The organism is Nocardioides houyundeii, assembly GCF_002865585.1.
GTDB lineage: Bacteria > Actinomycetota > Actinomycetes > Propionibacteriales > Nocardioidaceae > Nocardioides > Nocardioides houyundeii.
This window is the reverse complement of record NZ_CP025581.1, coordinates 2,828,148-2,842,679: the sequence shown is the minus strand read 5'-3', so window position 1 is coordinate 2,842,679 and position 14,532 is coordinate 2,828,148. Positions and strand designations below refer to the sequence as shown.

The window sequence follows — 14,532 nt, the reverse complement described above, 5'->3', positions numbered from 1 at the left end:
CTCAGGCAATCCGGAGCAGCCCCTCCCGGACGAGTCGGCGGCACAGCACCACGGCGCTGGGGAGGTCCAGGACCCCCTCGAGATCGCCGGGGACGAGGGTGTCGCGGCGCGCCACCTCCTCCAGGGCGGGTCGCAGTCGGGCTGGCACCACGAGCACCCGGTCGCCCAGCAGCACCCGGAGCCGGTCCTCGGCATCCTCGAGGACGCACGGCACCCCCGGCCGGCGCTCCAGCGGCGTGCCGCGATCCAGCGCTGCCAGCCCGACCCGGTCCACCAGCGACCCGGCCAGCCGGGACGGTCGGCCGGTGAGGAATCGGCGTACCTGCCGCTCCGCGACGGCTCCGGGCGCCTCCGCGCGTACGGCGTCCGCGACGGCCGCCAGGTGCGGCGCGAGGCCCTCGGCCAGCACCGACGGGTCCTGGAGGTAGCCAGCGGGCAGATGGGTGTCGGGCACCTGGTCCACGGCCTCCGCCACGGCCCGCTCGACCAGGGCCCGCCAGGTGAGCTGGTTGATCCCCAGGGTCACGTGCAGCGACATCGACTCCTGGGCGCGGGCGGCGTGCGGAGTCCCGGTCGGGAGGTAGGCCACGACTCCGGGCTCCAGCAGCAGCTCGGCGCCGTCGATCTCCCACAGCTTGGTGCCGTGGGTCTGGAACACGAACACGTCGTGGCTGTCGCTGTGCACCGCGAAGCCCTGCGCGCCGGGAGGAGTCAGGTAGGCGTTCGCCTGGCACGGGTGCCCGAGCTCCAGCTCGAGCTGTGCCACCAGGTCCGCCAGCGGAGGCCAGTAGCGCTGCAGGCCCTGCAGCACCACGGTGGCGCCGTCGTCCAGCAGGCCCAGCAGCTTGGCCGGGTCCACCAGCCCGGTCAGGGGACGGCCGGCGAGGCTGCCGCCGCGGGTGTAGCCCGACTCGGGCAGCACCGCGCCGTCCCGGGCGACCCGGACGGCGGGCGTCCGGATGGCGCTGGAGGTGAGCAGTCGGTCGACGTCGGCCAGCCCCAGCAGACCGGTCAGCGCCGCCGGCTCGGTGTGGTGCACGTGCACCCGTGACGCCCAGGTCTTGGTGAGGAAGGCCTGGGCATCACCGGTCAGCAGGTCGAGCATGCTCAGAGCGCGGCGCCGTCCGTGCCGTCGGTCCCGTCGGCGTCACCGGAGTCGGTCCCGTCCGCGTCGTGCGAGTCGGTGCCGTCGGCGTCGCCGGAGTCGCCGTCGGTGCCGTCCGTCCCGTCGGCGTCGGTTCCGTCGGCGTCGCCGAGGCCGGGGGTCGTGCCGGTCAGGTCGCCCTGCTCGGTGCTCATCTGGTCGTCGCTCAGCGGCTCGTCCGGAGTCGTCGTCATGTGGCCATCTCCTCGATGCACTGCCTCGGCGGCGGGCCCGTCAAGGCTTTCGTGTGCGGTAGGTACCCAGTTGTGGCCCCGACGACTCAGATGCCGAGCGACCGGCCGATGATCTCCTTCTGGATCTCGGTGGTGCCTCCGTAGATCGTGGAGATGCGGCTGTCCACGTAGGCCCGGGCGATGGGGTACTCCCGCATGTAGCCGTAGCCGCCGTGCAGCTGCACGCCCTGGTTGACCAGCTTGTTCTGGAGCTCGGTGGCCCACCACTTGATCATCGCCGCGTCCACCGCCGTCAGCTCCTTGTCGAGGTGCTTGCGCAGGCAGTCGTCGAGGAAGGCGCGAGCCACTCGCGCCTCGGTGGCCATCTCGGCCAGCAGGAAGCGGTTGTGCTGGAACTTGCCGATCGGTCGACCGAAGGCCTCGCGCTCACGGGCGTAGTCGATGCAGAGCCCGACGACGTACTCGGCTGCCGCGACCGCCTGGGCGCCGATGATCAGGCGCTCCTGGGGGAGGTTCATCATCAGGTAGATGAAGCCCTGCCCGGCCTCGCCGAGGAGGTTCTCCTTGGGCACCCGGACGTCGCTGAACGACAGCTCCGCGGTGTCCTGGGCGTGCATGCCGATCTTGTCCAGGTTGCGTCCTCGCTCGAAGCCCGCCATGCCGCGCTCCACCACCAGCAGGCTGATGCCCTGGTGCCCGGCGTCGGGGTCGGTGCGCGCCACCACGATCACCACGTCGGCGTTGATGCCGTTGGAGATGAAGGTCTTGGAGCCGTTGAGCACGTAGTGGTCGCCGGCGTCCACGGCCGTGGTCCGGATGCCCTGCAGGTCCGACCCCGCACCCGGCTCGGTCATCGCGATCGCGGTGATGATCTCGCCCGACACGCACCCGGGCAGCCAGCGCTGCTTCTGCTCCTCGGTGCCCAGGCTGATCAGGTACGGCACGATGATGTCGGTGTGCACGGAGAAGCCCGGGCCGCTCGCACCGACCCGGGTCGCCTCCTCGGAGACGATCACGTTGAACCGGAAGTCGTCGATGCCCGGACCGCCGTACTCCTCAGGCACGTCGAAGCACAGCAGCCCCGCGGCCCCGGCCTTGCGCCAGAGCTCCCGGGGCACGATCCCGTCGGCCTCCCACTGGGCGTGGTGCGGCACGACCTCCTTGTCCAGGAACGTGCGGACGCTCTGACGGAAGTCCTCGTGCTCGGACTCGAAGACGGGCGAGGTCACGAGACCCACTCCTTCACCTTGGCGATGGCGTCCAGCGGGTCCTCGGTGACCGGGACGATGTTGAGGCTGGTGACCCCGGCCTCGGCGAAGGCCGCGATCCGCTCCTTGACGTAGGACTCCGGCCCGACCAGGTTGGCCGCCTCGAGCCAGTCGGTGGGGATCAGGGCCTCGGCCTCCTTCTTCTTGCCCGAGAGGTAGAGGTCCTGGATCTCCTCGGCCTCGCGCTCGTAGCCGTAGGACTTCGCGACGTCGTTGTAGAAGTTCTTGCCCTTGGCGCCCATGCCGCCGACGTAGAGCGCGAAGAGCGGGCGGGCGAAGTCGAGCAGCGCCTTGGTCTCGGGTCCCTCGCCGATGGCGAGCATCCCGCCGGCGGTGATCTGCAGCGGCCCCAGGTCGGCCGCGCGCTGGGCCCGGCCTGCCTGGAGCGCGTCGCCCCACACCAGGTGCGCCTTCTCGGGGTGGAACAGGTGCGGGATCCAGCCGTCGGCGATGCTCGCGGCCTGTTCCACGCTCTTGGGGCCCAGCGCGGCGATGAAGATCGGCACCGTGTCCCGCTCCGGGTGGGTCAGGATCTTCAGCGGCTTGCCCAGGCCGGTGACCGCCCCGTCCTCGCGGTCCAGCGGCAGGTGGAAGATGCCGTCGGAGGTCAGCTTCTCGCGCTTGAGGCCGCGGCGGACCAGGTCGATGACCTCGGCGGTACGGCCCAGCGGCTTGGCGTAGGGGACGCCGTGGAAGCCCTCGATCACCTGCGGGCCCGAGGCCCCGAGACCGAGGATGGCGCGTCCGCCCGAGACGTTGTCCAGCCCCGCCACCGTCTGCAGCAGCGCACCCGGGGTGCGGGAGTAGATGTTGAGGATCGCGGATCCGATCTCGACCGTCTCGGTCTTGGCGGCCAGGTAGCCCATCAGGGTGGGGGAGTCGAAGCCGTAGGCCTCGGCCACCCACACGGTGTCCAGCCCGGCCTGCTCGTACGACGCGACGGTGTCGGCCGCCTGTCGCGGGTTGCCGTCGTACATCAGCGTCGTGGAGAGCTTCATTCGGATCCTCTTCGGGTAGGGCGCGGCGCGTCGGACTGTGACAGAACCACTGTCACAGTAACCGGTGTCACAGTAGCAAGAGACCCCTCGGGCCGGGCTACAGACAGGGCAGTCCGCCCAGGCGGGCGAGGCCGGCGAGGTCGCCCTCGCCGAACCTGGTCACCGCGGTGCCGTCGGTGTCCATCAGCTCGCCCGGGTCCTCCACGTGGTCGAGCCCGACCAGGTGGGCGAACTCGTGGTCCACGATCGGCTGCAGCTGGTGGCCGGTGAAGTCGGAGGAGCCGAAGACCTCGGTGTCGAGCACGACCCGGCCGGTGACGTACTGCGCGTGGCCGGGGAAGACCGGCAGCGACGCGCTCCCGGCGACCCCGGCCACGTTGCCGGCCAGGGGCTCGTACTCGTCCTCGGTGGCCCAGCCGACCAGCACCGGGGGCCGGCCCGCCGCGTCGCCGTCGAGGTCGAAGTTGCGGGAGTCGGTGAGCCCCACGTACTCGAACACCAGGCCGCTGGCCTCGCTGACCCGCTCCACCGAGGTCTCGACGTACTCCAGGTAGTCCTCTGGCGCGCCGGTCGCGTTGATCTCGTAGCGGATCGGCGTGCACGGGTCGTAGCCGATCGGCTCCGGTGACCCCTGCTGGTGCTGCATGAACGTGTAGTGGGCGCCGGGCACGTCGCCGGTCGGGGCGACCTCGATGCCGAACAGCTCCCGCACGCGCGCCACCTGCGGGTCGGCGGAGGTGAGGAAGGCCGCGACCAGGAGCACCATCGCCACCGTGAGGCCGAGCAGTGCGGGGCCGTAGGTGCGCCGAGGCCGGCGCTGCTCGACGGTGAAGGGGCTAGCGCCCAGTCCGTGCCGGGCGTCCAGCCGGTCGAGCTCTCGGAGCTGAGCCTCCAACCAGTGCGCGCGGCGGCGCTGCTCCCGGCGATCGCTCACTGTGCTCCCCTCCCCGCCGACTGCGGCGATTCTCCACGCGCCTCAGCCCTGGCCGCTGGCGAATCGGCGAACTTCGCGGCGCTGGATGCGGGGTTGACCTGGGGCGGGCTCCAGGGCGGAGACTGGGACGATGACCACGGTGACGACCAGCGGGACCAGCGCCGGCCTGACCATCGCCGAGGCCGCGGACCGCGCGGGACTCAGCATCGACACGCTGCGCTACTACGAGCGCGACGGCCTGCTGCTGCGCCCGGTCGGGCGCTCCACGACCGGGCACCGGCGCTACGAGGAGGCCGACCTGCGGTGGATCGAGATGGTGACCCGGCTCCGGGCCACCGGCATGCCGATCCGCGACGTACGCCGGTACGCCGCCATGGTGCGCGAGGGCAGCGGCAACGAGGACGCCCGGCTGGACCTGCTGCGCGCCCACCGCCAGGCGGTGCTTGCCCGGCTCAGCGAGGTTACCGAGCACCTGGGCGCGATCGAGGCCAAGATCGGGAACTACGAGGCCGTCGCCGGCCTTGACGTGGAGCGCGCTCCAGGGGCTTGAGTGGAGCCATGACCCTCACCACACGCACCCTCGGGACCACCTCCGCCCTCACCGTCTCGACCTTGGGCCTCGGCTGCATGGGCATGTCGGAGTTCTACGGGACCCCCGACGAGAAGGGCGGGATCGAGACCATCCACCGCGCCCTGGACCTCGGCGTCACCTTCCTCGACACCGCCGACATGTACGGCCCGTTCACCAACGAGCAGCTGGTCGGCAAGGCCATCGCGGGCCGCCGCGACGAGGTGCAGCTGGCGACAAAGTTCGGCAACGAGCGCACCCCCGACGGCACCATGGTCGGGATCAACGGGAGCCCGGACTACGTGCGCCGGGCCTGCGACGCCTCGCTGCAGCGCCTCGGGGTCGACCACGTCGACCTCTACTACCAGCACCGGGTCGACCCCGCGGTCCCCATCGAGGAGACCGTCGGTGCGATGGCCGAGCTGGTCGCCGCCGGCAAGGTGCGCCACCTCGGTCTCTCCGAGGCCTCGGCCCAGACCATCCGCCGGGCGCACCAGGTGCACCCGATCACGGCCCTGCAGACCGAGTACTCGCTGTTCACCCGCGACCTGGAGGAGACCATCCTGCCCACGCTCGCCGAGCTCGGGATCGGCCTGGTGCCCTACTCCCCGCTGGGGCGGGGGATCCTCACCGGGAAGATCACCGCCGACGACTCGCTCCCGGAGACCGACTCCCGCCGGTCGGGGTACTTCCCCCGCTTCAGCGGGGAGAACCTCGCGGCCAACCTGCGGCTGGTGGAGCGGGTCCGGGAGATCGCCGACGGCCTGGGCTGCACCCCGGGCCAGCTCGCGCTGGCGTGGGTGCTCGCCCAGCAGGAGCGCGCGGGCATCGGCGTCGTGCCGATCCCCGGGACCAAGCGCGTGAAGTACCTGGAGGAGAACGTCGGTGCCGCGGCCCTGACCCTCAGCCCCGCCGACCTGGACGCGCTCACCGAGGCCGTGCCGCGCGGCGCCGTGGCCGGCGACAGGTACGGGGACATGGCCTCCATCGACTCCTGACGCAGGCGCCGGAGCCGTCAGTCGCGGCCGTGCCAGGAGTCCCAGAGCGCGGCGTACGACCCGCCGGCGGCGACCAGCTCGTCGTGCGAGCCGAGCTCGGAGATCACCCCGTCCTCGACCACCGCGACGCGGTCGGCGTCGTGGGCGCTGAAGAGCCGGTGCGCGATCGCCACCACCGTGCGTCCGTGCAGGACGGCGGCCAGCGAGCGCTCCAGGTGGCGAGCGGCGCGCGGGTCGATCAACGAGGTCGCCTCGTCGAGGACCAGGGTGTGCGGGTCGGCCAGCACCAGCCGGGCCAGCGCGATCTGCTGGGCCTGCGGTGCGGACAGCGCGACTCCGCCGGATCCCACCTCGGTGTCCAGGCCCTGGGGGAGTGCCTGGACCCAGTCCTGGGCGTCGACCGCCTCCAGGGCTGCCAGCACGTCGTCGTCGGTCGCGACCCGTCCCTCGGGCACCGCCAGGGCGAGGTTCTCCCGCACCGAGCCGACGAAGACGTGGTGCTCCTGGGTGACCAGGGCGACGTGGCCGCGCAGGTCTGCCAGCGGCAGCTCGGTCAGGCCCACACCGCCCACGGTCACCGACCCGGTGCGGGGCGGGTGGATGCCGGCCAGCAGGCGTCCGAGCGTCGACTTCCCCGCCCCGGAGGGACCGACCATGGCGATCCGCTCGCCCGCACCGATGTCGATCGACACCCCGTGCAGCACGTCGCGGCCCTCCACGTAGGAGAACCGGACGTCGGAGGCCTCGAGCCGCTCGTCCAGGGGCTGGGCGTCGGTGGCCTCGCGGTCGTCGGGGACCTGGGCCACACCGAGCAGCCGCGCCAGGGAGGCGGCGCCCATCTGCAGCTCGTCGAGGATGGAGACGATCCGGTCCACCGGGTCGATCAGCATCTGCACGTAGAGCGTGGCCGCGGTGACCTCTCCCAGGCTGACGCTGCCCCGGGTGTAGAGCCAGCCGCCGAACAGCAGCGTGGCCACGGTCGGCAGCAGGTAGGAGATCTCCATGCTGGGGAAGAAGCGGGTGCGCAGGGACAGGGTGTAGCGCTCGGCGTCGAAGGAGGCCTTGCAGTCCGCGTCGATCTGCCGGACCCGCTCCTCGGAGAGACCGAGCGCCTCGACCGTGCGGGCACCCTCCACGGTCTCGCTGAGCGTGGCGTTGATCTGGGAGTACGTCGCCGACTCGCGCAGGTAGCCGTCCTTCGCCCGCGCCAGGTACCAGCGCAGGCCCACCACGAGCGGCGGAAGTGCGAGCAGGCAGGGCAGCGCCACCCACCAGCCGACGCTGATCGCGGCCCCCAGCGTCAGCACGGCGGTGACCATCGCGATGGTCCACTCCGGCAGGGCCATCCGCACCGACCAGCCGAGCTGCTCCACGTCGCGGCTGGTGCGGGTCATCAGGTCGCCCGAGCCGGCCGACTCCACGGTGCTGATCGGCAGCGCCAGCGCGTTGTCCACGAAGTCCTCGCGCAGCTCGGCCAGCACCTGCTCACCGAGCACCTGGCTGACCAGCCGGGCATAACGGGTGATCACCGTCTGGGCCACCAGGAAGCCCGCGAGCACCATGATCACCTTGTCGACGTGACCCACGGTGGTGCCGGTCTCGACGGCCTCGACGAGCTCGCCGAGCAGGCGGGGGGCCGCCAGCGCGGTGACGGCGGCCAGCACGTGCAGGGTCAGGGCGGTGACCAGGAGCCGGGGATGGCGTCGCCCGACGGACAGGGCGTAGCGGCCGACGTCCCGGCCCTGCGCGACCGGCAGCGAGGTCCCGACGCTCATTGCAGGACCTCCTCGGTCTCGCGCGTGACCACGGCGCGGTAGGCGGGACAGGAGTCCAGCAGCTCGGTGTGGGTGCCCGTGGCCACGATCTTGCCCTCCTCGAGCAGGACCACCTCGTCGGCGGCGTCGAGCATCAGCGGGCTGGTGGTGGTGACGACCGTGGTCCGGCCGGCACGGTGCTGGCGCAGGCGCGCCGCGATCCGTGCCTCCGTGTGGGCGTCCACCGCAGAGGTGGGCTCGACCAGGACGAGGATCTCCGGGTCGCCGGTGAGGGCGCGCGCCAGCACCAGGCGCTGGCGCTGTCCACCGGAGAAGCTGCGGCCCCGCTCGGAGACCAGGCTGTCCAGGCCCTCCGGCAGTGCCTCGAGCACGTCCTGCGCGCTGGCCGTGGCCAGGGCGGCGTGCACGGCCTCGGCCCCGCCCCTGCCGGTCACGTCGAGCCGGTCGCCGAGGCGACCCGAGAACAGGGTGGCGCCGGTGTCGGAGACCACGATCCGCTCGCGCACCTCGCGGCGCCGCAGCGCGGGCAGCGGCGTGCCGCCCAGCGTGACGTCGTGGTCGATCTCGGCAGCGGTCATCCCCAGCCGGTCCGCCAGCAGCGCCGACTCGTCGGGGCGCTCGCAGACCACGGCCACCAGGCGACCGGGACCGACGCGCAGCCCCGTCCGGGCGTCGTACAGCTCCGAGCCGGGCGGGGGCGATGGTGCGGGAGTCTCGGGATCGGTGTGGTCGGGGGTCAGCGCCAGGACCGTGCACACGCGCCGGGCCGAGACACGGGCCCGGATGAACTTGTTGGCGTACTCGGTGACCGTGCGCAGTGGGATCATCAGGAACGCCGCGTAGCCGTAGAAGGCCACCAGCTCGCCGACGCTGATCTCCCCGGCGACGGCGGAGCGGGCGCCCAGCCAGACCACCAGGACCACGAAGAAGCCGGGCAGGAAGACCTGGAGCGCCTCCAGGACCGACTGCAGCCGCGCCACCTCCACCCCGGCCCGCCGGGTCTCCTGGGACTGGCGGCGGTAGCGGCCCAGGAAGACCTGCTCGCCGCCGATGCCGCGCAGCACCCGCAGCCCGCTCACGATGTCGGTGGCGGTGTTGGAGAGCCGACCCATCAGGTGTCGCTGGTGGGCGCTGCGGTGCTGCAGCGGGCTCAGGATCGGGCCGATGAGCAGCATCAGCAGCGGGACGCCGATCAGGACCACCAGGCCCAGGGTCACCGAGGTGCTGAGCAGGATCACCGAGACGAGGACGAACGAGACGACCGCCCCGACGAAGCGCGCGGTCACGTCCATCACCTGGCCCAGGTGCGAGAGGTCGCTGGTGCCGATCGCGATCACCTCACCGGTGGAGACCTTCCGCGGCAGCGTGCCGCCCAGGTGGACGGTGTGCCGGCCGACCAGCTGCACCGTGCGGTATGCGGCGATGAGCCAGTTGGTGACCGCGAAGCGGTGCCGCATGATCCCGCAGAAGGCCTGGACCAGCCCGATCGCCAGCATCACCGAGGCCCAGACGAGCAGCTGGTCGAAGTCGCGGTCCGCGACGCCGTGGTCGATGGCTCGACCCAGGACCGCGGGCATCACGGCCTGGGCGCCCATCCACACGATCCCGAAGGCCATGCCGCCCGCCAGGGTCTGCCACTGGCCCTTGGCCAGCCACCACAGGAAGCGGCCCGGGGACCGATGGTCGGCGGTGCCGGGATCGGTCAGGGGCAGTTGGCGCACTCGCCCAAGGTTACGGTCCGACCCGGCGCGGCGGCGAATCAATTACGGCGCGGAGGGGGTGGCGGGGGACACCCTGCGGTGGCGACCAGAGTTCACCTGCTGGCCACCTCACCGACCGGCACCCGTCGGCCCGGCGCTGCCGGGGGGCACGACGGTTGTCCCATGGTCGCCCAGAAGCAGGCCCCGGCTCCCACTCGGAGCACCACCCGCAGCCTCGTCGTCACCCCGGCGGTGGTGGCGCACCGGGGCGCCAGCGGGCACCGGCCCGAGCACACCCTCGACGCCTACCGGACCGCGATCCGGATGGGCGTCGACGACATCGAGCTCGACCTGGTCATCACCGCCGACGGGGTGCTGGTGGCACGCCACGAGAACGAGCTCTCGCTGACCACCGACGTCGCCGAGCACCCCGAGCTCGCCCCCCACCGCACCACCAGGGTCGTCGACGGACAACCGGTGACCGGCTGGTTCACCGAGGACCTGACCCTGGCGGAGGTCAAGCGGCTGGCTGCCCGGGAGCGCCACCCCGAGCTGCGCGCCCACAGCGCCTCCCACGACGGGGTGGAAGGCGTGCCCACCTTCAACGAGGTGCTGGCGGCGGTGGGCGCGGAGGCCAGTCGTCGGGGACGCACCGTGGGACTGATGGTGGAGCTCAAGCACCCGAGCCACTTCGCGGCCCGGGGTCTGCCCCTGGTGCCCCCGCTGCTGGCGGACCTGGCGCGGCACGGACTGGCCGACCCGCGCTCGCGGGTCAGCGTGATGTCCTTCGAGACGGGCGTCCTGCGCGAGCTCGCGGGGCTCTGCCGGCTCCCGCTGGTGCAGCTCCTCGAGGAGGGGGAGGGGAGCCCCCGGGACCTGGAGCTCGCTGGCGACCCTCGTACCTGGGCCGACCTGGTCTCCCCCGAGGGCCTCGCCTGGATCTCCGAGTACGCCGACGGGCTGGGGGTGGCGCGCTCGCTGGTGCTGCCGCGGGACCCCGAGGGGAGGCTGGGTGCTCCCACCGACCTGGTGCGCCGCGCTCACCGGCACTGGCTCACCGTGCACGTGTGGACGCTGCGGGCGGAGAACCGCTACCTGCCCAGCGACCTCCGCGGCCCCGGGGGACCCGAGGCGCACGGTGGCCTGGCCGCCGAGGTGCGGGCGTTCCTGGCGGCCGGGGTGGACGGGGTGATCACCGACCACCCCGACCTCGCCGTGCCGGCGGTGCAGGGCCTGGGCCGCCGGGCGAAGTGGTGACTTGATGCAGCTGGCGGGGCCGCCCGCGACATCGATCCACCACTTCGTCTGCCTCAGCCCGAGCTGGAGCGGCGAGTTCCGAACGCGGTCGCGAGCAGCCCGCCCAGCCCCGCCAGCACCCAGGGCACCGGGAGCAGCCACCGCAGGTCGTCGATGCGCACCAGGTCGCTGGAGATCAGGGCCCAGACCCCGACGAAGCTGAGGAAGGCGATCCCCATCACCAGGTGGGTGACGTTGAGCGGGTGCCGTCCGTCGGCCCGCTGGGCGGACTCGTCGGCGGCGTACGGATCGGTGTTCTCGTGCTCGGTCACGGTCGCTCTCCCACCATCTTGGTCTTCACGACGATCTCGCCCACGCCGAGTTCGACGGCGAGCTCGATCAGGGGCTGGTCGTCTCTGCCGGCACTCGAGGCGGTGGCGCTGGTGCCGATCCCGCCACGGTCGACGGTCTCGAAGAGCTCCACGTGCCCCGGCCCCCCGACCTCCGCGGTCACGTCGGCGTCGAGTCCTTCGGGCAGCAGCACCTCGATCCTCCCGACTCCGCCGGACAGGGTCACGTTGCGCCCGTCGAGCGCCTCGAGGTCCGCCACCTCCCGCAGGTCCAGGACCAGCTCGCCGGTGTTCATCTCGTAGTCGTCCTGCACCTGCTCGGGGGAGAACGGGACGGCCTCGAGCCGCTCACCGCGGAACTCCTCGGTCGCCATGCTGCCGGCCATCACGCTGGCGGCGACCAGGCCGAGCAGGATCAGCCCGCCGGCCCTTCCGTAGAACGCCCCGACCAGGAGCATCACCGCGATCACCGCCAGGGCCAGGGCGGAGTAGGCGCTGTCCACCACCGGCGCCCCGGCCAGGTCGACGATGCCCAGCACGCCGACAGCCAGGGCGACCAGGGCGCAGGTGAACCAGAAGAGCAGCGGCCCGCGCTTGCGCGGGTCCCGAGGCCGGGTCGGCGGTTGGTAGACGGGTTGGTACGCCGGCGGGCTCGGGGCCTCGGGTGGCGCGACGGGGGCGCCGTACGGCGTGCCGGCCATGGGGTCGGCGGGCGCCGGCCCGCGGGAGGACCGGGAGCCGTCGCGGAAGAACAACGCCCAGACCAGGAGGGCGAGCAGGGCGAGCGGCCACGGGAACCAGTAGAGGTTCCAGGAGTCGCCGAGCAGCAGCAGCGCGGCCAGGACGCCGGCACCGATCACCGCGATGCCGCGGCTCCGCTCGTCCAGGGGGAGCGGGGCCGCGGTGGCGCCGTCCTCGGGAAGCAGCAGCCACAGGGCGCCGTACAGCACGAGCCCGGCGCCGCCGAAGAACGCCAGCACCACGAAGGCGATGCGCAGGACCAGGGGGTCGACGTCGAACTGTCGGGCGAGCCCGGCGGCGACGCCGGCGATCTTGCGGTCGTAGGGGCGGCGCAGCCGGCCGATGTCGCGTGCCTGCTCGCCGGTCACCCGGGGGCCGTCGGTGGGTGCGTCACCCGGTGGCGGGTTCAGCCCGGCTGCCCCGGGCATTGAGGTCTCTTCCATGTCTCCCAGCCTGTCGCCGAGTGCGCCTGTGCACCATCGGGGGAGACCCTGGTCCCGGCCTGGTGCGTGGCTGCCGGATCTCGGGGTCGCCTCGGGGGTGTACCTCATGGTCGGTACGGCCCTCGCCTGCGACGATGGGTGGGTCATGACGACCGCCGACATCCTCCCACCCTCGCCCGACGCCTGGCCGCAGCCCCGGCGCGCGGCCCGGGACTCCGAGCACCCCGTCCTGGGTGGGGTGGCCTCGGGCCTGGCGCAGCACCTGGCACTGCCGGTGCTGTGGGTGCGCGTGGCCTTCGTCGCCGCGACCGCACTCGGTGGCCTGGGCGTGGCCATGTACGCGGCGATGTGGCTCTTCCTGCCCTCGGACGCCCGGTTCGAGACCGCGGCGCCGGGCCTGGAGGGGGCCACCCGCACCGGGAAGCGTCCCGGACCGGTCTCCCGGCTCACCGACGTCGGGCCGGCCATCGCTCTGGGCGCGCTCGCCCTCGGTCTGGTGCTGGCCTTCCAGGCGTTCGTGGGGGCCGGAGGCTTCCTCTGGCCCCTGGTGCTGGCCGGCGTCGGCGTCGCGCTGCTGTGGCGCCAGGCCGACGAGGCACAGCGGGAACGCTGGCTCGACACCACCGGTCGGATGGGCCCGCTGCGGGCGATCTTCGGCACCGGGACCTGGGCCTCCTACCTGAGGATGGTCGCCGGGGCGTGCCTGGTCGCCGGCGCCATCACCGCGTTCGTGCTCAGCAACGCCGACCAGTCGCTGACCTGGGACGTCGCGCTGACCGCCGTGCTGGGCATCCTGGGGCTGGGCGTCGTCCTCGGGCCCTGGGTGCTGCGGCTGGCCTCCGACCTCGGGGCGGAGCGCGCCGAGCGCATCCGGACCCAGGAGCGCGCGGACGTGGCAGCCCATCTCCACGACTCGGTGCTGCAGACCCTGGCGCTGATCCAGAAGAACGCCCAGGACGGAGCCACCGTGGCCAGGCTGGCGCGTGCCCAGGAGCGCGAGCTGCGCTCGTGGCTCTACGTCGGGGAGTCGACCGGACCGGAGACGACCTTCGGCGCGGTGCGGGAGGCCGCGGCCCGGGTGGAGGACGAGCACGGCGTCTCGGTGGACGTGGTGACGGTCGGTGAGGATCCGGCCCTGACCGAGGTGCTGAGGCCCCTGGTCCACGCCTCCCGCGAAGCGATGGTCAACGCCGCCAAGCACGCGGGGACGGACAGGGTCGACGTCTATGCCGAGGCCGGGCCCGACGCGGTGGAGCTCTTCGTGCGCGACCGGGGGGCCGGGTTCGACCTGGCCGCCGTGCCGGGTGACAGGCTGGGGGTGCGGGCGAGCATCGTCGACCGCATGGAACGGCACGGCGGCACCGCCTCGGTCCGGTCCTCGCCCCGCGAGGGGACCGAGGTGCGGCTGCGGATGCCCGTGGAGGAGGACTGACGTGGAGAGCACGACACCGACGGCGCCCGGTACGCCGGGCGGCACCGAGGTCCGCGTGGTGCTGGTCGACGACCATGCGATGTTCCGCGCCGGAGTGCGCGCCGAGCTCGGCGCACTCGGCCCGGGCCTGGTGCACGTCGTCGCCGAGGCCGCGGACGTCGACGAGGCGGTGACCGCGATCGCCCGGCACCGTCCCGACGTGGTGCTGCTCGACGTCCACCTCCCCGGTGGTGGAGGCGTGGAGGTGATGTCCCGGCTGCAGGGCTCAGTCACGCGAGCCGCAGACGCGCCCGGCCCCCGGTTCCTGGCGCTGAGCGTGAGCGACGCCGCCGAGGACGTGATCGGCACGATCCGAGGCGGTGCCCGGGGCTACGTCACCAAGACCATCACCGGTCCCGAGCTGGTGGAGGCGATCCGGCGGGTCGCCGAGGGCGACGCGGTCTTCTCACCCCGGCTCGCCGGCTTCGTGCTCGACGCGTTCGCCGGCTCCATCCAGGTGACCGCGGTGGACGAGGACCTGGACCGGCTGACCGAGCGGGAGCGCGAGGTGATGCGCCTGATCGCTCGCGGCTACGCCTACAAGGAGGTGGCGCGTGAGCTGTTCATCTCCATCAAGACCGTCGAGACCCACATGTCCTCGGTGCTGCGCAAGCTGCAGCTGTCCTCGCGCCACCAGCTGACCAAGTGGGCCTCGGACCGTCGTCTGCTCTGAGGGCGCCGGCATCGCGGTGCTCCGCCAGGTTTCGGGGGC

14 protein-coding genes are annotated in these 14,532 nt (G+C 72.6%); 5 read left to right on the top strand and 9 right to left on the bottom strand.

Features of this window, described 5'->3' with window-relative positions:
* Position 1: 1 nt before the first annotated feature.
* The 5 genes from C0R66_RS13590 to C0R66_RS13570 form a co-directional block, all read right to left on the bottom strand.
* Positions 2-1,105: a cupin domain-containing protein gene (locus C0R66_RS13590; protein ID WP_101525154.1), complete on the bottom strand. Its 1,104-nt coding sequence runs from the start codon at positions 1,103-1,105 to the stop codon at positions 2-4.
* Between the two features lie 2 nt (positions 1,106-1,107).
* The gene (locus tag C0R66_RS13585; protein ID WP_101525153.1) at positions 1,108-1,338 is read right to left on the bottom strand and encodes a hypothetical protein; all 231 of its coding nucleotides are present in this window, start codon (positions 1,336-1,338) and stop codon (positions 1,108-1,110) included.
* Positions 1,339-1,424: 86 nt separating this feature from the next.
* On the bottom strand, positions 1,425-2,567 hold the full coding sequence (locus tag C0R66_RS13580; RefSeq protein WP_101525152.1) for an acyl-CoA dehydrogenase family protein: 1,143 nt from the start codon (positions 2,565-2,567) through the stop codon (positions 1,425-1,427).
* Positions 2,564-3,604 carry an LLM class F420-dependent oxidoreductase gene (locus C0R66_RS13575; RefSeq protein WP_101525151.1) on the bottom strand — a complete coding sequence of 347 codons (1,041 nt, stop codon included), beginning with the start codon at positions 3,602-3,604 and terminating at the stop codon, positions 2,564-2,566. The genes C0R66_RS13580 and C0R66_RS13575 overlap by 4 nt, the downstream gene beginning before the upstream one ends.
* 97 nt (positions 3,605-3,701) lie before the next feature.
* Complete coding sequence (locus C0R66_RS13570) at positions 3,702-4,538, bottom strand: hypothetical protein (protein WP_101525150.1); 837 nt, start codon at positions 4,536-4,538, stop codon at positions 3,702-3,704.
* Between the two features lie 130 nt (positions 4,539-4,668).
* Between C0R66_RS13570 and C0R66_RS13565 the strand changes: the two genes are divergently transcribed.
* Positions 4,669-5,088 carry a MerR family transcriptional regulator gene (locus tag C0R66_RS13565; RefSeq protein ID WP_101525149.1) on the top strand — a complete coding sequence of 140 codons (420 nt, stop codon included), beginning with the start codon at positions 4,669-4,671 and terminating at the stop codon, positions 5,086-5,088.
* An 8-nt stretch (positions 5,089-5,096) separates the two neighbouring features.
* Positions 5,097-6,104 carry an aldo/keto reductase gene (locus C0R66_RS13560; RefSeq protein WP_101525148.1) on the top strand — a complete coding sequence of 336 codons (1,008 nt, stop codon included), beginning with the start codon at positions 5,097-5,099 and terminating at the stop codon, positions 6,102-6,104.
* Positions 6,105-6,121: 17 nt separating this feature from the next.
* Here C0R66_RS13560 and C0R66_RS13555 read toward each other — a convergent pair whose 3' ends face one another.
* Together C0R66_RS13555 and C0R66_RS13550 are read right to left on the bottom strand one after the other, a co-directional pair.
* The gene (locus C0R66_RS13555) at positions 6,122-7,879 is read right to left on the bottom strand and encodes an ABC transporter ATP-binding protein (protein ID WP_101525147.1); all 1,758 of its coding nucleotides are present in this window, start codon (positions 7,877-7,879) and stop codon (positions 6,122-6,124) included.
* Positions 7,876-9,600, bottom strand: coding sequence for an ABC transporter ATP-binding protein (locus tag C0R66_RS13550; protein WP_199286689.1), 1,725 nt, complete (start codon positions 9,598-9,600; stop codon positions 7,876-7,878). The genes C0R66_RS13555 and C0R66_RS13550 overlap by 4 nt, the downstream gene beginning before the upstream one ends.
* 162 nt (positions 9,601-9,762) lie before the next feature.
* Between C0R66_RS13550 and C0R66_RS13545 the strand changes: the two genes are divergently transcribed.
* Entirely contained in the window at positions 9,763-10,836 is a 1,074-nt protein-coding gene (locus C0R66_RS13545; RefSeq protein WP_158648047.1) for a glycerophosphodiester phosphodiesterase family protein, read from the top strand.
* A gap of 53 nt (positions 10,837-10,889) precedes the next feature.
* Here the strand turns inward: C0R66_RS13545 and C0R66_RS13540 are convergent, their stop codons facing one another.
* Together C0R66_RS13540 and C0R66_RS18740 are read right to left on the bottom strand one after the other, a co-directional pair.
* Complete coding sequence (locus tag C0R66_RS13540) at positions 10,890-11,147, bottom strand: hypothetical protein (RefSeq protein WP_101525144.1); 258 nt, start codon at positions 11,145-11,147, stop codon at positions 10,890-10,892.
* Positions 11,144-12,349, bottom strand: coding sequence for a PspC domain-containing protein (locus tag C0R66_RS18740; RefSeq protein WP_158648046.1), 1,206 nt, complete (start codon positions 12,347-12,349; stop codon positions 11,144-11,146). Before C0R66_RS18740 ends, C0R66_RS13540 begins: the two co-directional genes overlap by 4 nt.
* A gap of 145 nt (positions 12,350-12,494) precedes the next feature.
* On the opposite strand from C0R66_RS18740, the gene C0R66_RS13530 reads away from it, so the two are divergent.
* Both C0R66_RS13530 and C0R66_RS13525 read left to right on the top strand, forming a co-directional pair.
* Positions 12,495-13,781, top strand: coding sequence for an ATP-binding protein (locus C0R66_RS13530; protein ID WP_101526251.1), 1,287 nt, complete (start codon positions 12,495-12,497; stop codon positions 13,779-13,781).
* 1 nt (position 13,782) lies between these two features.
* Positions 13,783-14,493, top strand: a complete 711-nt coding sequence (locus C0R66_RS13525) for a LuxR C-terminal-related transcriptional regulator (protein WP_101525143.1) — start codon at positions 13,783-13,785, stop codon at positions 14,491-14,493.
* Positions 14,494-14,532 lie beyond the last annotated feature (39 nt).